General features: G+C 65.0%; 18 protein-coding genes and 3 tRNA genes. 14 read left to right on the forward strand and 7 right to left on the reverse strand.

Annotated elements, in window-relative coordinates; all coding sequences use genetic code 11:
- Positions 1 to 73 precede the first annotated feature (73 nt).
- Positions 74 to 715: a hypothetical protein gene (locus Q4G14_RS02220; RefSeq protein ID WP_303360093.1), complete on the forward strand. Its 642-nt coding sequence runs from the start codon at positions 74 to 76 to the stop codon at positions 713 to 715.
- A 122-nt stretch (positions 716 to 837) separates the two neighbouring features.
- Here Q4G14_RS02220 and Q4G14_RS02225 read toward each other — a convergent pair.
- Both Q4G14_RS02225 and Q4G14_RS02230 read right to left on the reverse strand, forming a co-directional pair.
- Positions 838 to 912 (reverse strand) — tRNA-Asn (locus Q4G14_RS02225).
- Positions 913 to 971: 59 nt separating this feature from the next.
- Positions 972 to 1,844, reverse strand: coding sequence for an MBL fold metallo-hydrolase (locus Q4G14_RS02230; protein WP_303360094.1), 873 nt, complete (start codon positions 1,842 to 1,844; stop codon positions 972 to 974).
- Positions 1,845 to 1,878: 34 nt separating this feature from the next.
- Here Q4G14_RS02230 and Q4G14_RS02235 point away from each other — a divergent pair, with 34 nt between their 5' ends.
- The 7 genes from Q4G14_RS02235 (at position 1,879) to Q4G14_RS02265 (ending at position 9,444) form a co-directional block, all read left to right on the forward strand.
- Positions 1,879 to 3,237 (forward strand): ATP-binding protein, encoded by a 1,359-nt coding sequence (locus tag Q4G14_RS02235; protein WP_303360095.1) that lies wholly within the window; start codon positions 1,879 to 1,881, stop codon positions 3,235 to 3,237.
- Between the two features lie 65 nt (positions 3,238 to 3,302).
- Entirely contained in the window at positions 3,303 to 4,607 is a 1,305-nt protein-coding gene (locus tag Q4G14_RS02240; RefSeq protein WP_303360096.1) for a DVUA0089 family protein, read from the forward strand.
- Between the two features lie 155 nt (positions 4,608 to 4,762).
- The gene (lon, locus tag Q4G14_RS02245; RefSeq protein WP_303360097.1) at positions 4,763 to 7,180 is read left to right on the forward strand and encodes an endopeptidase La; all 2,418 of its coding nucleotides are present in this window, start codon (positions 4,763 to 4,765) and stop codon (positions 7,178 to 7,180) included.
- 211 nt (positions 7,181 to 7,391) lie between these two features.
- Entirely contained in the window at positions 7,392 to 7,691 is a 300-nt protein-coding gene (locus Q4G14_RS02250; protein WP_303360098.1) for an HU family DNA-binding protein, read from the forward strand.
- Between the two features lie 58 nt (positions 7,692 to 7,749).
- Positions 7,750 to 7,824 (forward strand) — tRNA-Val (locus Q4G14_RS02255).
- 156 nt (positions 7,825 to 7,980) lie between these two features.
- Positions 7,981 to 8,826, forward strand: a complete 846-nt coding sequence (locus Q4G14_RS02260; RefSeq protein WP_303360099.1) for a calcium-binding protein — start codon at positions 7,981 to 7,983, stop codon at positions 8,824 to 8,826.
- Between the two features lie 69 nt (positions 8,827 to 8,895).
- Positions 8,896 to 9,444 (forward strand): histidine phosphatase family protein, encoded by a 549-nt coding sequence (locus Q4G14_RS02265; protein ID WP_303360100.1) that lies wholly within the window; start codon positions 8,896 to 8,898, stop codon positions 9,442 to 9,444.
- A 6-nt stretch (positions 9,445 to 9,450) separates the two neighbouring features.
- Here the strand turns inward: Q4G14_RS02265 and Q4G14_RS02270 are convergent.
- Positions 9,451 to 9,525: transfer RNA gene (locus tag Q4G14_RS02270), tRNA-Thr, on the reverse strand.
- Between the two features lie 110 nt (positions 9,526 to 9,635).
- Here Q4G14_RS02270 and Q4G14_RS02275 point away from each other — a divergent pair.
- Genes Q4G14_RS02275 through Q4G14_RS02285 form a run of 3 tightly spaced genes read left to right on the forward strand, consistent with a single transcriptional unit; the run spans position 9,636 to position 11,558 of the window.
- Entirely contained in the window at positions 9,636 to 9,809 is a 174-nt protein-coding gene (locus tag Q4G14_RS02275) for a hypothetical protein (RefSeq protein ID WP_303360101.1), read from the forward strand.
- Positions 9,809 to 11,092 (forward strand): UDP-N-acetylglucosamine 1-carboxyvinyltransferase, encoded by a 1,284-nt coding sequence (murA, locus tag Q4G14_RS02280; RefSeq protein WP_303360102.1) that lies wholly within the window; start codon positions 9,809 to 9,811, stop codon positions 11,090 to 11,092. The genes Q4G14_RS02275 and murA overlap by 1 nt, the downstream gene beginning before the upstream one ends.
- Complete coding sequence (locus tag Q4G14_RS02285; protein WP_303360103.1) at positions 11,082 to 11,558, forward strand: DUF2948 family protein; 477 nt, start codon at positions 11,082 to 11,084, stop codon at positions 11,556 to 11,558. The genes murA and Q4G14_RS02285 overlap by 11 nt, the downstream gene beginning before the upstream one ends.
- A gap of 28 nt (positions 11,559 to 11,586) precedes the next feature.
- Here Q4G14_RS02285 and Q4G14_RS02290 read toward each other — a convergent pair whose 3' ends face one another.
- Entirely contained in the window at positions 11,587 to 12,381 is a 795-nt protein-coding gene (locus tag Q4G14_RS02290; RefSeq protein ID WP_303360104.1) for a peptidoglycan-binding protein, read from the reverse strand.
- Between the two features lie 141 nt (positions 12,382 to 12,522).
- Between Q4G14_RS02290 and hisD the strand changes: the two genes are divergently transcribed.
- The 3 genes from hisD to Q4G14_RS02305 are packed head-to-tail and all read left to right on the forward strand — an operon-like array spanning position 12,523 to position 14,821.
- Positions 12,523 to 13,842: a histidinol dehydrogenase gene (hisD, locus tag Q4G14_RS02295; RefSeq protein WP_303360105.1), complete on the forward strand. Its 1,320-nt coding sequence runs from the start codon at positions 12,523 to 12,525 to the stop codon at positions 13,840 to 13,842.
- 24 nt (positions 13,843 to 13,866) lie between these two features.
- Entirely contained in the window at positions 13,867 to 14,346 is a 480-nt protein-coding gene (locus Q4G14_RS02300; protein WP_303360106.1) for a UPF0262 family protein, read from the forward strand.
- Position 14,347: 1 nt separating this feature from the next.
- Positions 14,348 to 14,821 (forward strand): low molecular weight phosphatase family protein, encoded by a 474-nt coding sequence (locus Q4G14_RS02305; RefSeq protein WP_303360107.1) that lies wholly within the window; start codon positions 14,348 to 14,350, stop codon positions 14,819 to 14,821.
- A 42-nt stretch (positions 14,822 to 14,863) separates the two neighbouring features.
- Here the strand turns inward: Q4G14_RS02305 and purF are convergent, their stop codons facing one another.
- From purF to radA, 3 genes are all read right to left on the reverse strand, one after another.
- Positions 14,864 to 16,348, reverse strand: coding sequence for an amidophosphoribosyltransferase (gene purF / locus Q4G14_RS02310; RefSeq protein ID WP_303360108.1), 1,485 nt, complete (start codon positions 16,346 to 16,348; stop codon positions 14,864 to 14,866).
- Between the two features lie 115 nt (positions 16,349 to 16,463).
- Positions 16,464 to 17,063 carry a CvpA family protein gene (locus tag Q4G14_RS02315; protein ID WP_303360109.1) on the reverse strand — a complete coding sequence of 200 codons (600 nt, stop codon included), beginning with the start codon at positions 17,061 to 17,063 and terminating at the stop codon, positions 16,464 to 16,466.
- Positions 17,064 to 17,104: 41 nt separating this feature from the next.
- Positions 17,105 to 18,469: a DNA repair protein RadA gene (radA, locus tag Q4G14_RS02320; protein ID WP_303360110.1), complete on the reverse strand. Its 1,365-nt coding sequence runs from the start codon at positions 18,467 to 18,469 to the stop codon at positions 17,105 to 17,107.
- Positions 18,470 to 18,571 lie beyond the last annotated feature (102 nt).

Genomic DNA, 18,571 nt, shown 5'->3' on the forward strand with positions numbered 1-18,571 from the left:
TAGCTTAAGATCTGAGACCAGGATCAAAAGGCGGTCCCAATCGGGCCGTTACGTTTGTTCCTACAAGAAGACCATGATCGGCCATCACAACGAGCGGGCGGCATCGGCCTCGGGCAATCCGAGGGATGTTCTGTTCAACTTCGTTGGTCGCCTGCTGCTTGAGCGCGTCACGCATTATGTGGTCAATGCCGCGCCCCGGCACGGCATCCGCGATCCGGTCTTGCGCATCGTCATGGCAAGCCGGAAGGGCCACCATTTCGGGCAGTTCAAGGCATACCTTGCCCAACTGATGAATCAGGCCGTGGCCGGAACAACCTTTCTCAACACCCGCGAAATCAAGGCCAACGTGCTGCACTGGAACGAGATCGACCGTGCCACGGCCTCGCAGGTTGCCGGGTTGCAGTTGGCGGATGTTCTGGTGAGCGCGTTCTTTCAGTCAATCGAGCGGGCTTCCCCGCACTATGGCGACAAGGTTGCCCGGTGCTTGCTGCCATTGATGGCCGAGCGGGCAGCCCGACCGGGAGTGCAGACGAGCCGGGCCAATGAAGGTGTGACCTTCTATCCGGCCAGGCGAGTCGCCAAGCTGCTGACCGATGAGCAAAGCACCTTCTTCGCCCATTTTGGCTACGACATGGACGCGCTGAAGGGGCGAAAAGCCGTGAAACACGTTCAGGCGCTCTCACAGGCCGACCGCATGTGGTCTCAAGGTCGCTGACGAGCGCGCAGCACGATGCAGCCCATTTCCGTCACGGTGATGGCTCGGTGGCGATTTAAGCCTGAACGAAAAAGTCCCTTGCGAGAGCTTGCTCATAATCGCCTAATCTTAAAGGGGATTTTTGGCTCCGGCGGTAGGGATCGAACCTACGACCAATTGATTAACAGTCAACTGCTCTACCGCTGAGCTACGCCGGAACACGGGTGGGCATATAGCAATGGGTTTCGGGGGCGTCCAGTGGGTTTTGCGGAAAATTTTACAGAACTGCAAAATTCGTGTCGGCGTGGATCTCGCCCTTTGGGGTGATGGCGCCCAGATCGGCCAGGACGATCAGATGGGCCAGCACGTTGCGGGCGGCGGCGGGCATCAGGGGGGCGGGCACGTCGTAGAGGCGGGCGGCCAGTGTGGCGGCGTCCGAGGGGCCGTCGCGCAGGGCGGCGATGATCTGCGCTGAACGTGCGCGGCGGTGGGCGGCCAGCTCGGCGATGCGGGCGGTGGGGGTGCTGATCGGGTCGCCGTGGGCGGGCAGCAGGCGGGCAGGGGCCAACTGCTCAAGCCGGGCAAGGCTGCGCATGAAATCGGCCAGATCGCCGTCGGGCGGGGAAATCAGCGTGGTGGCCCAGCCCAGCACCAGATCGCCGCAGAAAATCGAATCGCCCCATTGAAAGCACAGGTGATTGCCGAAATGGCCGGGGGTGTGATGGGCAGTCAGGCTCCATTCGCCGCCATCCACCTGCGCGCCGTCGGCCAGTTTCACGTCGGGGGTGAAACCCGCATCCAGCCCCTCGCCGCCGCCAAGCCGACCAAGGCCCGACAGCCGCTCCATCGCGGGCGAGCGGCCGGCCTGCGCCGGGCCAAAGGCCAGCAGCGGCGCGCCGGTCGCGCGGGCCAAGGCCATCGCACCGCCGGAATGATCCAGATGCGCATGGGTCACAAAGATATGGCTGATCTGCCCGCCGCGCGCGGCTACGGCATCCAGAATCGCTTGCCTGTGGCCCGGCAGGTCGGGGCCGGGGTCGATGACCGCAACCCGGTCGCGGCCCAGCAGGAAGGTATTGGTCCCCGGCCCGGTCAGGGGCGAGGGGTTGGGCGCCAGCAAAACGCGCAGGTCTTTCGGATCGTCGTTCATCAGGTTAGCCTAGCGCCGGCGCAACGGGGTTTCCATGGCGAACAACGGCGATAATGGCTGGCTGAAACGGCTTGTGCCGCGCGGCATCTATGGCCGGGCGGCGCTGATCCTGTTTTTGCCGGTGATTACGGTGACGCTGGTGGTGACGTTGATGTTCCTGCAACGCCACTTTGAAGGCGTCACCCGGCAGATGACCGCCACCACCGCGCGCGAAGTGGCGCTGGTGGCCGCGCGGATCGCGGCGGCCCCCGATGCGGATGCGGCGCGGGCGGCGGTGGCCGACATCGTTGGCCCGCTGGAACTGGTGCTGACCATGCCCGTTCCCGCCGCCGCGCAGGATCAGCGCGAGTTCTATGATTTCTCGGGCCGCGTCGTGATCGAGGAACTGCGCGCCGAACTGCCCGATCTGCGCGCGGTCGATCTGGTCGGCAATTACCGCGATGTCAGGCTGACGCTGGACGCGCCGGCGGGGCCTTATGGCATCAGCTTTGACCGGCGGCGGGTGTCGGCCTCGAACCCGCATCAGTTGCTGGTGCTGATGGTGTTCACCTCTTTGCTGATGACGGGGATCGCCACGATCTTCCTGCGCAATCAGCTGCGCCCGATCCGGCGGCTGGCCCGCGCGGCCGAGGAATACGGCAAGGGCCGGATCGTGCCCTATCGCCCGGCTGGCGCGTCCGAGGTGCGCAGCGCCGGCACGGCCTTTGTCGATATGCGCAACAGGCTGGAACGCAGCAGCGAACAGCGCACGATGATGCTGTCGGGGATCAGCCACGATCTGCGCACTCCGCTGACGCGGCTGCGGTTGTCGGTGTCGATGCTGTCGCCCGATATGCCCCCCGATGCCGAAGACATCACCGCGATGGAGGGCGACATCGCGCAGATGTCGCAGATGGTATCGGCTTTTCTGGATTTCGCGCGGGATGCGGCGCAGGACCGCGCCCCCGAATCTGTCGCCGCGCTGCCGTTTCTGCAAGCGATCGTGGCGGATGCGCAGCGCGCCGGGCAGGCGGTGACGCTGACCCGTGCCGAAGGCGGCGAGTCGGTTCAGATCGTCGCCCGCCCCGACACGCTGCGCCGCGCTTTGGAAAACCTGATCGGCAATGCCGTGCGCCACGGCACCCGCGCCGAGGTCGAGGCGGTTCTTGGCCCGCGCAGCCTGCTGATCGCGGTCGAGGATGACGGCCCCGGCATTCCCGAACACCGCCTGGACGAGGCGATCCGCCCCTTTACCCGGCTGGACCCGGCGCGCGGGCAGAATGTCGGGCAGGGCGGTGCCGGTCTGGGCCTGTCGATTGCGGCGGATGTGGCGCGGGCGCATGGCGGGCGCCTGCGTCTGACGCGCGGCAACCGGCTGGGCGGTCTGCGGGCCGAAATCATGCTGCCGCGATGACGGTTGCCTTGTGCGGGGCGATCAGCCAGCTTGCGCACAAACAAATGTAAAGCGGAGAATCGGTCATGCGTAATGCTTATAGCCGCCGGGGTCTGGCCCTTGCGCTGGGGTGCGGCCTTGCAGGCTGGGCGACGGCGGGCGCGGCGCAAGAGGCCGAGGCAGGGGATCAGCCGCCCGCCTGCGCCTCGGAATGGATCGGCGGCACGGCAGCCTTGTCCCGCGTTTCCGGGTCGGAGGTGCTGCTGCGCGAAGGGGTGTCGCTGCGTGGCGATGAGGCGCACAGCTTTGCATTCCGCGTGGCCGATGAGGGGGCCGATCTGCGGCTGGAACTGCATGATCCCGATGGAAACGGCGATCCGCTTTTGACGCTGCTGGATTCGCAGGCGAATGAGCTGGATGTAAACGATGATTTCGGTGGCACGCTGTCGTCGCGCATCGACCGGCATCTGGAACCGGGCGATTACTGCGTGCATGTGACTGCGGTCGCGGGATCGACGCCCTCGCAGGCCAGTTTGCAGATTGCCACGGATTCCGCCCCGCCTCTGTTCGAGGCGCTGCCCGAGGAGGAAACCAGCGTCGCCGAGACCATCCCGGCCTGTGTGGCCGCGACGCCTTCGCAGCCGTTCCTGCCTGCGGCGCTGAACGCCGATGCGCTGGAACAGGGGGCGCTGAGCCTGCCGGTCGAAGTCGCGCTTCAGCCGGTTTACCTGCGCTTTTCCGTTGAACAGCCGTCACCGCTGACGCTGCGCGCGACCAGCACGGCGGTTGATCCGATGATGACGCTGTTTGATGCGCAGGGGGCGGAACTGGCGCATAATGACGATTCGGATGACGGGCTGAACGCACGGCTTGATTTCCCCGCAGGACTGCCCGCCGGGGAATATTGCCTTGGCGTGACCGCCTATGAAACCGCCAACGCGCGGACCGGCCAGATCGAGGTGCAGGCTCAGGCCTATGACCAGGAGGCCGAGATGCGCGCGCTTTATGACCGCGCGGAAATTGCCCCGCCCACCGATGGCAGCGTCGAGGTGGAAACGCTGGACCTGGGCGAAACCAGGGAACTGGTGACGCTGGGCGGCACGACGGCGCGCTGGTTCCGGTTTACGGTTGACCGGCGCATGGCGGTGATGATCGCGGGCTTTGGCACCGGGCCGGGGACGGATGCGCGGCTGAAACTGTTTGCCGCAGGCCGCCAGATGGTCGCGGAAAACGATGATGCCAATGGCACGCTGGACCCGCAGATCGGCCCGCTGGTGCTGCAACCGGGCGACTACGATCTGGCCGTGCTGACGCATGGATCGGGCGGGCAGGGGCTGCTGTCGATGCGCCCGATCCGCCTGACATTCGAACGGTTCTTCCCCGAAGAATAGGGGGGCTGCAATTATCCATTGCTTAACCCGCGAACGGTAAGAGAACATGCAGACGTATTGAACGCGGCTGCGCCCGTTCTTAGATATGGGCGCAGGCAGAGGCTGCGGGCTGCCGTGATTGGGGTCGCAGCTTCGGGCATGAAAGGATCGAATAGATGAACGATTTTTCCACTCAGACCTATCCGGTGCTGCCGCTGCGCGACATCGTGGTCTTTCCGCATATGATCGTGCCGCTGTTCGTCGGGCGCGAAAAATCCGTGCGGGCGCTCGAGGCGGTGATGGACGCCGACCGTCCGATCCTGCTGGCCGCGCAAAAGGATGCCTCGGTCGATGAACCCGCCGAAGACGGCATTTACCGCACCGGCGTTCTGGCCAATGTGCTGCAACTGCTCAAGCTGCCCGATGGCACCGTCAAGGTGCTGGTCGAGGGGCGCGACCGTGTGCAGATCACCGGCTTTGTCGAAAACGAAAACCATTTCGAGGCGGCGGCGGTGATGCTGCCCGAAACCGATGGCGACGCCGAAATCGTGTCGGCCCTGCTGCGCGCCGTCCCCGAGGAGTTTGAGCGTTACATCAAGGTGCGCAAGAACATCCCGGAAGAGGTCGTCACCGCGATTTCCGATGCCCGCGACCCGGCGCGTCTGGCCGATCTGGTCAGCGGCCATCTGGGCGTGGACATTGAAAAGAAGCAGGATCTGCTGGAAACGCTGGATGTCGCCGCGCGTCTGGAAAAGGTCTATGGCCACATGCAGGGCGAAATGAGCGTCCTTCAGGTCGAGAAAAAGATCAAATCCCGCGTCAAGAACCAGATGGAGAAGACGCAGCGCGAATACTATCTGAATGAGCAGATGAAGGCCATTCAGAAGGAATTGGGCGACGGCGACGATGGCCAGAACGAGATTGCCGAGCTTGAGGCAAAGATCGAGGCCACCAAGTTCAGCAAAGAGGCCCGCGACAAGGCCAATACAGAACTGAAAAAGCTGAAATCCATGTCGCCGATGTCCGCCGAGGCGACGGTCAGCCGCAACTATCTGGATTGGCTGCTGTCGCTGCCGTGGGGCGTGAAATCGCGCACCCGCAAGGACTTGGGCCGCGCGGAACAGGTGCTGGATGCCGATCACTATGGTCTGGAAAAGGTCAAGGAGCGGATCGTCGAATATCTGGCGGTGCAGAACCGCTCGGCCAAGCTGAAAGGCCCGATCCTGTGCCTCGTCGGCCCGCCCGGCGTGGGGAAAACCTCGCTTGGCCGCTCGGTCGCCAAGGCGACGGGGCGCGAATTCATCCGCATCAGCCTTGGCGGCGTGCGCGATGAATCGGAAATCCGTGGCCACCGCCGCACCTATATCGGCAGTATGCCCGGCAAGATCATTCAGGCGCTGAAAAAGGCGAAAACCACCAACCCGCTGATCCTGCTGGATGAAATCGACAAGATGGGGCAGGATTTCCGCGGCGACCCGGCCACGGCCATGCTGGAGGTGCTGGACCCCGAACAGAACGCGACCTTCGTGGACCACTATCTTGAGGTGGAATACGATCTGTCGAACGTGATGTTCCTGACCACCGCCAACAGCTATAACATGCCCGGCCCGCTGCTGGACCGGATGGAGATCATTCCGCTGTCGGGTTACACCGAGGATGAAAAGCGTGAAATCGCGCGCCGTCACCTGCTGCCCAAGCAGATCACGGCGAACGGGCTGCGCAAGGGTGAATTCAGCGTCACCGACGAGGCGCTGAACCACGTCATCCGCTATTACACCCGCGAAGCCGGGGTGCGCTCGCTTGAACGCGAAATCGCCAAGCTGGCGCGCAAGGCCGTGACCGAAATCCTGAAAGGGACGGTGAAATCGGTCGAGGTCACGCCCGAAAAGGCCGAAGACTATCTGGGTGTCCGCCGTCACCGCTATGGTCTGGCGGAAAAGGACGATCAGGTTGGCGTGGTCACGGGGCTGGCGTGGACGCAGGTCGGCGGCGATCTGTTGCAGATCGAGGCGCTGAAACTGCCGGGCAAGGGCCGGATGAAGACGACCGGGAAACTGGGCGATGTGATGAAGGAATCCATCGACGCCGCGTCGTCCTTTGTGCGGTCGATCAGCCCTGAACTGGGCATCCGCCCGCCGGAATTCGACAAGCGTGACATCCACGTTCACGTTCCCGAAGGCGCCACGCCCAAGGACGGCCCGTCTGCCGGTATCGCCATGGTGACCAGCGTGGTGTCGGTGATGACTGGAATTCCGGTTCGGAAAGACGTGGCCATGACCGGCGAAGTGACCTTGCGGGGCAATGTGCTGGCCATCGGCGGGCTGAAGGAAAAGCTGCTGGCGGCGCTGCGCGGGGGCATCAAGACGGTGCTGATCCCGGCCGATAACGAAAAGGATCTGGCCGAGATCCCCGCAAACGTCAAAGAGGGGCTGAAGATCATCCCCGTGTCCAACGTGCGCGAAGTGCTGAAACATGCGCTGGTGCGGATGCCTGAACCGCTTGTCTGGGACGAGGCGGCGGAAGAGGCGGCCGAGGCAGCACGCCACGCGGCCACCCGCTCGGGCGAGGGCAGCAGCGGCGCTTTGACGCACTGACCTGTTGCCGAACTGAACTGCTATACAAAGGCCGGGCGCGCAGCCCGGCCTTTTTCATTTTCGGTTCAGAATCCGAACTGTTTTCCTTGACTTCTGGTCTAGTGCGCGTCCAAAATAGATTAATAGTTCATTTTCGGATTTGGGGGCGATCATGTCTGAGGTTAACAGAGCTGTCGCTAGTCGTGCTGGTCAACGCGGGAACTTTGGGGCGATGGCCCATGCCAAGGGGCGTGGCGAGCCAGTGCCCGCCCGCATCGTCCAGAAAAAGGAATTTCTGGATCGTGTGGTCGCCGCATCCGGGGCTGGCCGGTCTGCCGCGCGCCCGATTATCGACGCCGTTCTGGAACAGTTGGGCGAGGCGATTGCCGCAGGCGAAACCCTGGCGATCCCACCGTTCGGCAAGGCCCGCGTCAGCCATCAGCGCGACGTTCGCGGCAGCGACATCATCACCATGCGGCTGCGGCGCAAATCTCTTGATGGCGCAGACCGCCTTGGCGACGCCGACGACTGAAAGACCGGCGACTTTCGTCTTGCATCGGGTCGCGGCTGTCGCTAGAAGCCCCTCCACCGGGTGATTAGCTCAGCGGTAGAGCGCTTCGTTCACATCGAAGATGTCAGCGGTTCAAATCCGTTATCACCCACCATTTTTCGCAAGGGTCGTCCAGCGGGGCGGCCTTTGTTTCTTCTCTGCCCGGCGCTGTCACAGAAAAATTGCAACCGGGTGGAATAAGGCGCGCAGCCGGGCGTTATCCGGGCATCGGCGCGACCGATGCGAACAATTTTAGGCAAGGACCAGAAACATGGCGAGAATCACCGGCTCTAGCAGAGACAACATGATCCGCGGCACCAACGCCAATGACGTGATCCGCGGCCTGGATGGCGACGACACCATCTATGGGCTGAACGGCAACGACACCATTTACGGCGGCGACGATGATGATCGGATCTATGGCGGCAACGGCCATGATCTGATTTACGGCGGCGATGATGATGACGTGATCTATGGCGACGCGGGCAACGACACCATTTACGGTGGCGATGACGATGATCGGATCTATGGCGGCAACGGCAACGACCGTATTTTCGGCGACGAGGGCGAAGACCGTCTGTTCGGCGGCAACGGTAACGACTTCATCTCGGATTCCAGCGGCGATGACTATATCGACGGCGGCGCCGGCAATGACACCATCCGCTCGGGCGAGGGCAATGACACCGTGTTCGGCGGTTCGGGCAACGACCTGATCCGCGCCGGCGAGGGCAACGACCGCGTGACCGCCGGTTCCGGCAATGACACCGTTCACGGCGGCGAGGGCAATGACGTGCTGCGCGGCAACGAAGGTGCCGACCGTCTGTTCGGCGGCGAGGGCAACGACGTGCTGGACGGCGGGCGTGGCAATGACACCATGACCGGCGGCGAGGGCGCGGACCGCTTTGTCTTTAACCACGGCCGCGACATCATCACCGATTTCGACCGCGGCGATGACACCATCGACCTCAGCAGCTTTAACGCGATGAACAGCTGGTCGGCGGTCAAGAATGCCGCCAGCCAGGTGGGCAGCCATGTGCATATCGACATCGGCGATCACAAGCTGATTATCCAGAACTTCCGCGTCTCGCAGATGGACAGCGACGATTTCATCTGGTGATCGCAACCACTTGTCATCACGCAGCAGGGCGCCAAAACTGGCGCCCTGTTTGCATTTTCAGGATAGCCCATGCCGCCCGATCTTTACCTGATGCGCCACGGCCAGACCCAATGGAACGCCGTGGGGCGGATGCAGGGGCGGCTGGATTCGCCGCTGACCGCCAAGGGCAGGGCGCAGGCCGCCCATCTGGTGCGGCTGGTGGCCGATGTGCAAGGGCTGCGGATCTCCAGCCCGCAGGGGCGGGCGCTGGAAACGGCGCGGATCGTGTTCGGCAACGGTTTCGCCACCGACGACCGCCTGGCCGAGATCGACATCGGCGATTTCAGCGGCCATCTGGACAGCGACCTGCGCGCCGCTCACCCGGCGATTTTCGCCCCGCCCCGCCTTGGCTGGTATGATCGCGCGCCCGGCGGCGAGGGCTATGCCGGGCTGGCTGCCCGCTGCCGCACCTTTCTGGCCGATCTGAACGGCCCGGCCATCGTTGTCACCCACGGCATCACCCTGCGAATGCTGCGCCTGCTGGCCATGGGCCGCGACATGGCCACGTTCGAGGATATGCCGGTGGAACAGGGCGCCGTGCATGTGATCCGCCGTGGAACGCATGAGGTGTGGCGATAGGGGGGATGGTGCTGTGAGAGAGGATTGAACTCTCGACCTCTCCCTTACCAAGGGAGTGCTCTACCACTGAGCTACCACAGCATCGTGGAGGGGCGTTTAGCCAATGGCGGCGCGGGGTGCAAGGGGGTATCGGGCATTTTCATCATTCTGCCATGCTGGACTGTTGCGGGGCGCGGCGCTAACAGGGGCAGATGAAGCAAAACCGACGCAGCGATCAGGACAGCGACAGCCGCGAGGCGCGCCTTGCGGCGGCGCTGCGGGCGAATCTGGCGCGGCGCAAGGCGCAGGCCCGCGCGCGGGCGGCGGACGAGGCAGACCCCGAAAACGGGCAGGCAGATCAGGCAGACAAGGACGGGCAGAACTGATGGATCAGATCATCGTGCAGGGCAATGGCCCGCTCAGCGGCGAAATTCCGATTGCGGGGGCCAAGAACGCCTGCCTTACGCTGATGCCCGCCACGCTGCTGACAGACCAGCCATTGACGCTGACCAATACCCCACGCCTGTCCGACATCCGCACCATGACCGCGCTGCTGCAAAGCCTTGGGGCCGAGGTCGCCAGCCTGCAAGACGGTCAGGTGCTGGCGCTGTCCAGCCACGATCTGACCAGCCAACACGCCGATTACGACATCGTGCGCAAGATGCGGGCCTCGATTCTGGTGCTGGGGCCGCTGCTGGCGCGCTATGGCCATGCCGAGGTGTCGCTGCCCGGCGGCTGCGCCATCGGCGCGCGCCCGGTGGACCTGCATCTTAAGGCGTTCGAGGCGATGGGGGCCGAACTGGACCTGCGCGAGGGCTATGTTCACGCCAAGGCCCCCATGGGGGGCCTGCGCGGGGCGGTGGTCGATTTCCCGCTGGTCTCGGTCGGGGCGACGGAAAATGCGCTGATGGCGGCGGTGCTGGCCAAGGGCACCACCGTGCTGAACAACGCCGCACGCGAACCGGAAATCGTTGATCTGGCCGTCTGCCTGCGCGCCATGGGTGCCCAGATCGAGGGCGAGGGCACCGGCACCATCACCATTCAGGGCGTCGATGCACTGGGCGGGGCAACCCATCCCGTTGTCACCGACCGGATCGAACTGGGCACCTATATGCTGGCCCCCGCCATCTGCGGCGGCGAGGTCGAATGCCTTGGCGGGCGCATCGATCTGCTGGCGGCGTTCTGCGAAAAGCTGGACGAGGCGGGCATCAGCGTCGAGCAGACCGCGCGCGGTATCAAGGTCAGCCGCAAGAATGGCCGGGTGCGCGCGGTCAATGTGAAAACCGAACCTTTCCCCGGCTTTCCGACCGACCTTCAGGCGCAGATGATGGCGCTGATGTGCACCGCCGAGGGCGTTTCCGAGCTTGAGGAAACGATCTTTGAAAACCGCTTCATGCACGCGCCGGAACTGACCCGGATGGGTGCCCGGATCGAGGTTCATGGCGGGCACGCCCGCGTCACCGGCGTAGACCGGCTGCGCGGCGCGCCGGTGATGGCGACGGACTTGCGCGCCTCGGTCAGTCTGATTCTGGCGGGGATGGCGGCAGAAGGCGAAACCGTGGTCAGCCGCGTCTATCACCTCGATCGCGGTTACGAGCGGGTGGTGCGCAAATTGTCGGGCGTCGGTGCCAGGATCACCCGCCTGCGCGAGGTCAGCCATGACGAATGATGCCAGCTTTGCCGATGGCGCGCCGCTGGCGCTGGCGCTGCGGGCCGAGGATACCAATGATCTGGCGATCATTTCCGCGCTGACGCAGGATGCGATCCTGCCGGTATCGGAAATCATCGTCGATGCCCGCGCGCGCCAGCTTGCGCTGTTGCTGAACCGTTTCCGCTGGGAAGACGCCGAGGCCGCCGCGCGCGAGGAACGCCCCTATGAACGTGTCCGCTCGGTTCTGCTGATCCATGATGCGCTGCGGGTGCAGTCGGACGGCATCACGCGCGATGGCGACACCGTGCTGGAATTGCTGACGATCACATGGCAGCCCGGCGAAGACGGCACCGGGCGCATGGTGCTGGATTTCGCGGGCGACGGCGCGCTGGCGGTGGATTGCGAATGCGTCAACGTCGAACTGCGCGACGTGACCCGCCCCTATGCCGCGCCGTCCGGGCTGCGGCCTGCGCACCCGGACTGACGCGCCGCGCCGCGCCGCGCCGCGCGCCTTAGCCGCGCGTTTCGGATCGCAACCTGTGCACCTGATCGGCGGTCAGATAGCCGGTCTGGCGCAGCCCGTGATCGCCCTGCCAGCGGCGGATCGCGTTGCGGGTGTTGGTGCCGAACACGCCATCGGTGCCGCGCGTGTCATAGCCCAGCAAGGTCAGCCGCAGTTGCAGTTCCCGCCGTTCGGCCGCGCCCAGTGACAGCAGGCGTTCCTGCACCTGCGCATCGCTTTGCCGATTGCCCGCGGGGGTGCGGTTGGTGGATGCACCACCCGCCTGCTGGTTGATCTGGCGCACCTGCGCGGCGGTGACATAGCCCGTCGCCGTATGCTTGTGCGCGCGCTGCCAGCTTTGGATTGCGCTGCGGGTGCGGTTGCCCCACAGCCCGTCAGCCCCGCGCGTGTCATAGCCAAGCCGCGTCAACTGCCGCTGCACCCGCACCCGGTCGGATCGGCTGAGGTTCAGCCCCGCTTCGGTCCGGGCGGCGCTGCTGGCCTGCGTGGCCGGGGTCGAGATCACCGGCGCGGTGAAGGACGGGCTGCGGGAATTGCCGTTCAGCCGGTTCAGCGCCTGCCGCGCGTTGCTGGCATGGGCACCGTTGGGAAAGCGGTTCAGATAGCCGCGATAGGCATTGGCGGTATTCGCCTTGCGCGCCTCGTCCCAGGCGTTGCGTTCCAGTTCCTGCGCCAGCAGCCCCTGGGCAACGCCGGTGATGATCTGGCCCAAGTCCTGAGCCTGCGCGGCAGGCGCGGCACTCAGCCCGGCAAGCATCAGGGCGGAAAAGATGGTGTTACGCATGGCATCCTCATATGCAGCGCGGTTTCATCTGCCGTATAACGCGGCAACCGCGCCGGTAATTCCCCCGCTCCGCATAACGTGATCGGCTTGAGCGGGGCGGCGCCAGCGGCTAAGAAACCCTGACTTGCGCAAGGACAGCCGATGCCCACGATCCTGACCACCGATGATACCGATTTCGAGCCGCGCTTCCGCGAGGTTCTGACCATGAAGCGCGAGGATGCCGCAGATGTCGGGCAGGCCGTGGCCGCGATCATCGACGATGTGCGCGCGCGCGGCGATGCGGCGCTGTGCGATCTGACGGCGCGGTTCGACCGGCTGGACCTGACGCCGGATCAGTTGCGCCTGTCTGCTGCTGACATCGCGGCGGAAACGGCCAAGGTCAGCGCGGAAGATCGCGCCGCGCTGGAACTGGCGGCGGATCGCATCCGCGCCTATCACGAACGCCAGATGCCCGCCGACGAAAGCTGGACCGACGCCAGCGGCGCGACGCTGGGCTGGCGCTGGACGGCGGTGGATGCGGCGGGTCTGTATGTGCCGGGGGGCACGGCCAGCTATCCCTCATCCGTGCTGATGAATGCGATCCCGGCGCGGGTGGCCGGGGTGCGGCGGCTGGCGATTACCGTGCCGACGCCCGATGGCGCGATCAACCCGCTGGTGCTGCTGGCGGCCGAGCTGGCGGGGGTGGATGAAATCTATCGCATCGGTGGCGCGCAGGCGATTGCCGCGCTGGCCTATGGCACCGAAACCATCGCCCCTGTGGACAAGATCACCGGGCCGGGCAACGCTTATGTCGCCGCCGCGAAACGGCAGGTGTTCGGCAAGGTCGGCATCGACATGATCGCCGGCCCGTCCGAGGTGCTGATTATCGCCGATGGCGAACAGAACCCCGACTGGCTGGCGCTGGACCTGCTGGCGCAGGCCGAACATGACACGGCGGCGCAGTCGATTCTGGTTACGCCCGATGCGGCGCTGGCCCATGCCGTGGCCGGGGCGGTGGACCGGCTGATCCCGACCTTGCCGCGCGCCGACATCGCCGGGGCAAGCTGGCGCGATTATGGCACGGTCATCGTCACCCGCGATCTGGAACAGGCGGCGGCTCTGTCTGATCGCATCGCGCCCGAGCATCTGGAAATCTGCACCGATGATCCCGAGGCGGTGGCGGCCATGGTGCGCCATGCGGGCGCGATCTTTCTGGGCGGTTTTACCCCCGAGGCGGCGGGCGACTACGTCAGCGGCCCGAACCATGTGCTGCCCACCGCGCGTTCCGCCCGCTTTTCGTCGGGTCTGTCGGTGATGGATTTCCTGAAACGCAGCACGGTGGCGCGGCTGTCGCCGGGCGCGTTGGCGGCTATCGGCCCGGCGGCGGTGCGGCTGGCGCTGTCCGAAGGGTTGCACGCCCATGCGCAATCGGTGCAATCGCGTCTGGACGCGCTGAATCAGAACGGCCAATCTGCCGACTAACCACGACCAAGGGGGACGCTGCCTATGACCCGCCTCTGCCATATTGAAATCGACGATTCCGCCCTGCCGCCCGCCACGCCCGAGATGGAGCAGGAACGCCGCGTCGCCATCTTTGATCTGATCGAGGACAACAGCTTTACCCTGCCGGGGCGCGACGGGGCCGAGGTACCGCCCGGCCCCTATGTGCTGGATCTGGCGATCCGTGAAGGGCGGCTGGTCTTTGGCCTGACGACTGAAGCGCAGGCGCAGGTGGCCGAATTTCATCTGTCGATGGGACCGTTCCGGCAGGTCGTCAAAGACTATTTCCAGATCTGCAACAGCTATTTCGATGCGGTGAAACGCCTGCCGCCCGCCCAGATCGAGGCGATCGACATGGCCCGGCGCGGCATCCACAACGAAGGTGCGCGCACCCTGCAAGAACGGCTGGAGGGCAAGGCGGAACTGGACATCGACACCGCCCGCCGCCTGTTCACCCTGATCTGCGCGCTGATCCCGCAGGGGTAAGATGACAGGCAACGGCATTCCCCATTCGGTGCTGTTTTGCTGCGACCATAACGCCATCCGCTCGCCCATGGCCGAGGGGATGATGAAGAAATATTATGGCCGCCGCGCCTATGTGCAGTCGGCGGGTGTGCATAACGATCTGGAAATCGACGGCTTTGCCATCGCCGTCAGCGAAGAAATCGGCGTGGAGCTGTCGAACCACCGCAGCCGCTCGTTCGAGGAAATGCAGGATTGGGGCGACGATCTGGGCGGCTTTGATCTGGTCATCGCCCTGTCGCCCGCCAGCCAGCGGCAGGCGCTGGAACTGACGCGGCTGTATCATCTGGATGTGGAATACTGGCCGATCATGGACCCGACCGGCATGGGCGAAACCCGCGACGCCAAGCTGGAGATGTATCGCCAGACCCGCGACCAGATCCGCAAGCGGATGATCGAACGCTTTGGCCCCCCCACCGAAGGTCAGGGCCGCGTGTAGGGGATGAACGGGCGGGCCGTTCATCCCGGCAAGGCGGGGGGTCTATTCGGCGGCGTGGGCGGTTTCGCTGCCTTCCAGCATCTGGAAACCACGCTCGATCTGGTCTGACGGGGCCACGGGATAGTCGCCGGAAAAGCAGGCGTCGCAATATTGCGGGCAGTCATTCTTGCGGCCCCCGGCCTCGCCCGCGGCGCGATAAAGCCCGTCCAGCGACACGAAGGCCAGCGAATCGACGCCGATCCAGTCGCGCATTTCCGCAGGCGTCATCTGCGCGGCCAGCAGCTTGCCACGGTCGGGCGTATCGACGCCGTAAAAGCATGGCCATGCGGTGGGCGGGCTGGCGATGCGGAAATGCACCTCGGCGGCACCGGCATCAAGGATCATGTCCTTGATCTTGCGGCTGGTGGTGCCGCGCACCACGCTGTCATCGACCAGAACCACCCGCTTGCCCTGAATCAGCGCGCGGTTGACGTTCAGTTTCAGCCGGACGCCCATGTTGCGGATCTGGTCGGTCGGCTCGATGAAGGTGCGGCCCATGTATTGGTTGCGGATGATCCCCATGCCAAAGGGAATGCCGCTTTCCTGTGCATAGCCGATGGCGGCAGGGGTGCCGCTGTCGGGGACGGCGCAGACCAGATCGGCCTCGATCGGGGCTTCGCGGGCCAGTTCGACGCCGATCTGACGTCGTGTCTCATAGACCGACCGCCCGCCGATGATCGAATCGGGGCGGCTGAAATACACATGCTCAAAGATGCAGAACCGGCTGCCCGCCGGCGCAAACGGACGCGAGCTTTCGACCTTGCCGGGCGAGATGACAACCATTTCTCCCGGTTCGATTTCGCGCACGAATTCGGCGCCGATAATGTCCAGCGCGCAGGTTTCCGAAGCCAGCGCATAGCCATCGTCGCCCACCCGGCCCAGAACCAGCGGGCGCACCCCCAAGGGATCGCGCACGCCGATCAGCTTGGTGCGGGTCATGGCGATGACGCTGAACGCGCCTTCGACCCGGCGCAGCGCGTCTTTCAGCCGTTCGGCCAGATTGCGCTGAATCGAGCGGGCCATCAGGTGAATGATACACTCGGAATCGCTGCTTGATTGGAAAATGCTGCCGCGTTCGATCAGCTCGCGGCGCAGGGCGGTGGCGTTGGTGATATTGCCGTTATGGGCAATGGCGCAGCCGCCCATGGCGAATTCGCCGAAAAAGGGCTGCACGTCGCGGATCGCCGTGTTCGCCTTGGTCCCGGCGGTGGAATAGCGCACATGCCCGATGGCCAGCGGGCCGGGCAGGGTGGAAATCACCTCGGCCTTGGTGAAATTGTCGCGCACATAGCCAAAGCGGTGGGCGCCGTTGAACCCCTGTTCGGGGTCATGGGCATAGATGCCCCCGGCCTCTTGCCCGCGATGCTGAAGGGCGTGCAGCCCAAGGGCGACAAAGCTGGCGGCGTCGGCCACGCCGATAACGCCAAACACGCCGCATTCTTCGTGCAGGCTGTCGGAATCGAACGGATCGGCCAGAAAGGGTTTCATCCGGTGCGTCCTGTTTGCTGGGGTCTGGGCTGTCAGCCGCTGTGTAGAACCGCAGGCCGGGAAAGTCACGCCCCCGCGCGCGGCACGGGGGCGAAATTGTTACGAAACTGTTAAATCAGTTGGCAGGTGCCGTCGTCGCGGGCGCTGTGGGCGCATCCGCCGCCGGGCCGCAGGACCGCACCAGTTGTTCATAGCGCGACACGATCCAGCCCGGCGCATCGGCGGGGATCTGGTTGTCCATCTGGCTGGAAAGCCGCGCAAATACCTGTGCCGAGCGGGAATTTTCCACCAGCGGCACCGTCTGGCTGGTCATCACCCGGTCATAGACGATAAAGGCGATCGCCACCAGCAGAACGCCGCGCGCGACCCCGAACAAAAAGCCCATGCCCTGATCGACACCACCCAGTGCCGACCGCTGCACCACCGATGAAAACAGCGGCGTGATGATGGAAAACACCACCAGCGCCAGCGCGAACACCACCGCGAATCCGGCAATGGTGGCCAGTTCGCAACTGTCGCCCAGAAAGCGGTCCAGCACCGGCACCTGCGCGATCAGCGGTTTGACCGCCGCCGCGAACATGAAGGCCAGAATGGCCGCCGCGATCCAGCCCAGAATCGACAGCGATTCGCGCACGAAGCCCCGGCTCCAGGCCAGGATGGCTGACAGGATGATGACCGCGGCCACCACTGCGTCAATGATCGTAAATCCGTCCATCGTCCTCTCACGCGCCGGTTTTTTTGTTGTAACGGCGGGTCTTAGCCGGCGCCAAAGACTTCGCCCACAAATCCAGTCAGATCGGCCATCCGCGCAATGCGCATGGCCCCGTCGCCCTCAAGCCGCTGGCTTTCGGGCAAAATCGCCTGTGAAAAACCAAGTTTTTGGGCTTCTTTCAACCTGTTTTCCGCTTGCGCGACGGGACGCAGCGCCCCCGACAGGCTGATTTCGCCGAAAAGCACCGCCTCGGGCGGCAGCGGCGCGTCTTCGCGGGCGGACAAAAGCGCGCCCGCGATGGCCAGATCGGCGGCGGGTTCGGCCACGCGCATCCCGCCCGCGACGTTCAGGAACACATCCAGCCCGGCAAAGGGGATGCCGCAGCGCGATTCCAGCACCGCAAGGATGGTGGACACGCGCCCCGAATCCAGCCCGACGACCGTGCGGCGCGGGCTGGCAAGGGTGGATGGGGCGACCAGCGCCTGAACCTCGGTCAGGACGGGGCGGGTGCCCTCGATCCCGGCGAATACCGCCGAACCGGCGACCGGCTGGCCGCGTTCCGACAGGAACAGGGCAGAGGGGTTGGCCACCTCGGCCAGCCCGCCGCCGGTCATCTCGAACACGCCGATTTCGCCTGCGGGGCCAAAGCGGTTCTTGACGCTGCGCAGGATGCGGAACTGGTGGCCGCGCTCGCCCTCGAAATAAAGGACGGTATCGACCATATGTTCGACGACGCGCGGCCCGGCGATCTGGCCGTCCTTGGTGACATGGCCGACAAGGATCACCGCCACGCCGCTGCGCTTGGCGAATGTCACCAGTTCGTGCGCGGCGGCACGGACCTGCGCCACCGACCCCGGCGCGGCCTGCACCTGATCCGACCACAGCGTCTGAACGGAATCGACCACCGCCAGATCGGGCTTTTCTGCGTCCAGTGTCGTCAGAATGTCGCGCAGGTTGGTTTCGGCCCCCAGCCGCACCGGCGCATCGGTTAGCCCCAGCCGGGCGGCGCGCATACGGATCTGCGACCCGGCCTCTTCGCCCGACAGATAGATCGCCTGCGCCCCGCGCCGGGCCAAGGCCGCCGCTGCCTGCAACAGCAGCGTGGATTTGCCGATTCCCGGATCGCCGCCGACCAGAATCGCGCTGCCCGGCACCAGCCCGCCGCCCAGAACGCGGTCGAATTCCTCGACCCCGGATGCGGTGCGGGCGGGGGGCGGTTCGTCCGTTGCCAGCCCGGCCAGCGGCACCATGCGCCCGCGCGCGGCACCAAGGCCGCGCCCCGGCCCCTGCGCCAGCGGCGCTTCTTCGACGATGCTGTTCCACGCGCCGCAAGCATCGCAGCGCCCGGCCCATTTCTTGTGCGCGGCACCGCATTCGGTGCAGGTGAAAGAGGTGACAGGTTTGGCCATGCCGCCCCGCATAAGCGCAATTGCCGCCCGCCGCCAGTCATCACGCCATTGTCGGCTTGATCTTTTGGCCCCCCGCGTCCAGTTTGCCCGCGCTTTGACCCG

It is taken from the genome of Paracoccus sp. (in: a-proteobacteria) (assembly GCF_030538755.1).
Taxonomy (GTDB): Bacteria; Pseudomonadota; Alphaproteobacteria; order Rhodobacterales; family Rhodobacteraceae; genus Paracoccus.

Coding starts and splice junctions, on each gene's coding strand:
- Q4G14_RS02230 (WP_303360094.1), bottom strand. CDS start 1,844: ATGAACGACGATCCGAAAGACCTGCGCGTTTTGCTGGCGCCCAACCCC.
- Q4G14_RS02260 (WP_303360099.1), top strand. CDS start 7,981: ATGGCGAGAATCACCGGCTCTAGCAGAGACAACATGATCCGCGGCACC.
- Q4G14_RS02265 (WP_303360100.1), top strand. CDS start 8,896: ATGCCGCCCGATCTTTACCTGATGCGCCACGGCCAGACCCAATGGAAC.
- purF (WP_303360108.1), bottom strand. CDS start 16,348: ATGAAACCCTTTCTGGCCGATCCGTTCGATTCCGACAGCCTGCACGAA.
- Q4G14_RS02250 (WP_303360098.1), top strand. CDS start 7,392: ATGGCCCATGCCAAGGGGCGTGGCGAGCCAGTGCCCGCCCGCATCGTC.
- radA (WP_303360110.1), bottom strand. CDS start 18,469: ATGGCCAAACCTGTCACCTCTTTCACCTGCACCGAATGCGGTGCCGCG.
- Q4G14_RS02315 (WP_303360109.1), bottom strand. CDS start 17,063: ATGGACGGATTTACGATCATTGACGCAGTGGTGGCCGCGGTCATCATC.
- Q4G14_RS02220 (WP_303360093.1), top strand. CDS start 74: ATGATCGGCCATCACAACGAGCGGGCGGCATCGGCCTCGGGCAATCCG.
- Q4G14_RS02240 (WP_303360096.1), top strand. CDS start 3,303: ATGCGTAATGCTTATAGCCGCCGGGGTCTGGCCCTTGCGCTGGGGTGC.
- Q4G14_RS02275 (WP_303360101.1), top strand. CDS start 9,636: ATGAAGCAAAACCGACGCAGCGATCAGGACAGCGACAGCCGCGAGGCG.
- Q4G14_RS02305 (WP_303360107.1), top strand. CDS start 14,348: ATGACAGGCAACGGCATTCCCCATTCGGTGCTGTTTTGCTGCGACCAT.
- Q4G14_RS02290 (WP_303360104.1), bottom strand. CDS start 12,381: ATGCGTAACACCATCTTTTCCGCCCTGATGCTTGCCGGGCTGAGTGCC.
- murA (WP_303360102.1), top strand. CDS start 9,809: ATGGATCAGATCATCGTGCAGGGCAATGGCCCGCTCAGCGGCGAAATT.
- Q4G14_RS02285 (WP_303360103.1), top strand. CDS start 11,082: ATGACGAATGATGCCAGCTTTGCCGATGGCGCGCCGCTGGCGCTGGCG.
- lon (WP_303360097.1), top strand. CDS start 4,763: ATGAACGATTTTTCCACTCAGACCTATCCGGTGCTGCCGCTGCGCGAC.
- Q4G14_RS02235 (WP_303360095.1), top strand. CDS start 1,879: ATGGCGAACAACGGCGATAATGGCTGGCTGAAACGGCTTGTGCCGCGC.
- Q4G14_RS02300 (WP_303360106.1), top strand. CDS start 13,867: ATGACCCGCCTCTGCCATATTGAAATCGACGATTCCGCCCTGCCGCCC.
- hisD (WP_303360105.1), top strand. CDS start 12,523: ATGCCCACGATCCTGACCACCGATGATACCGATTTCGAGCCGCGCTTC.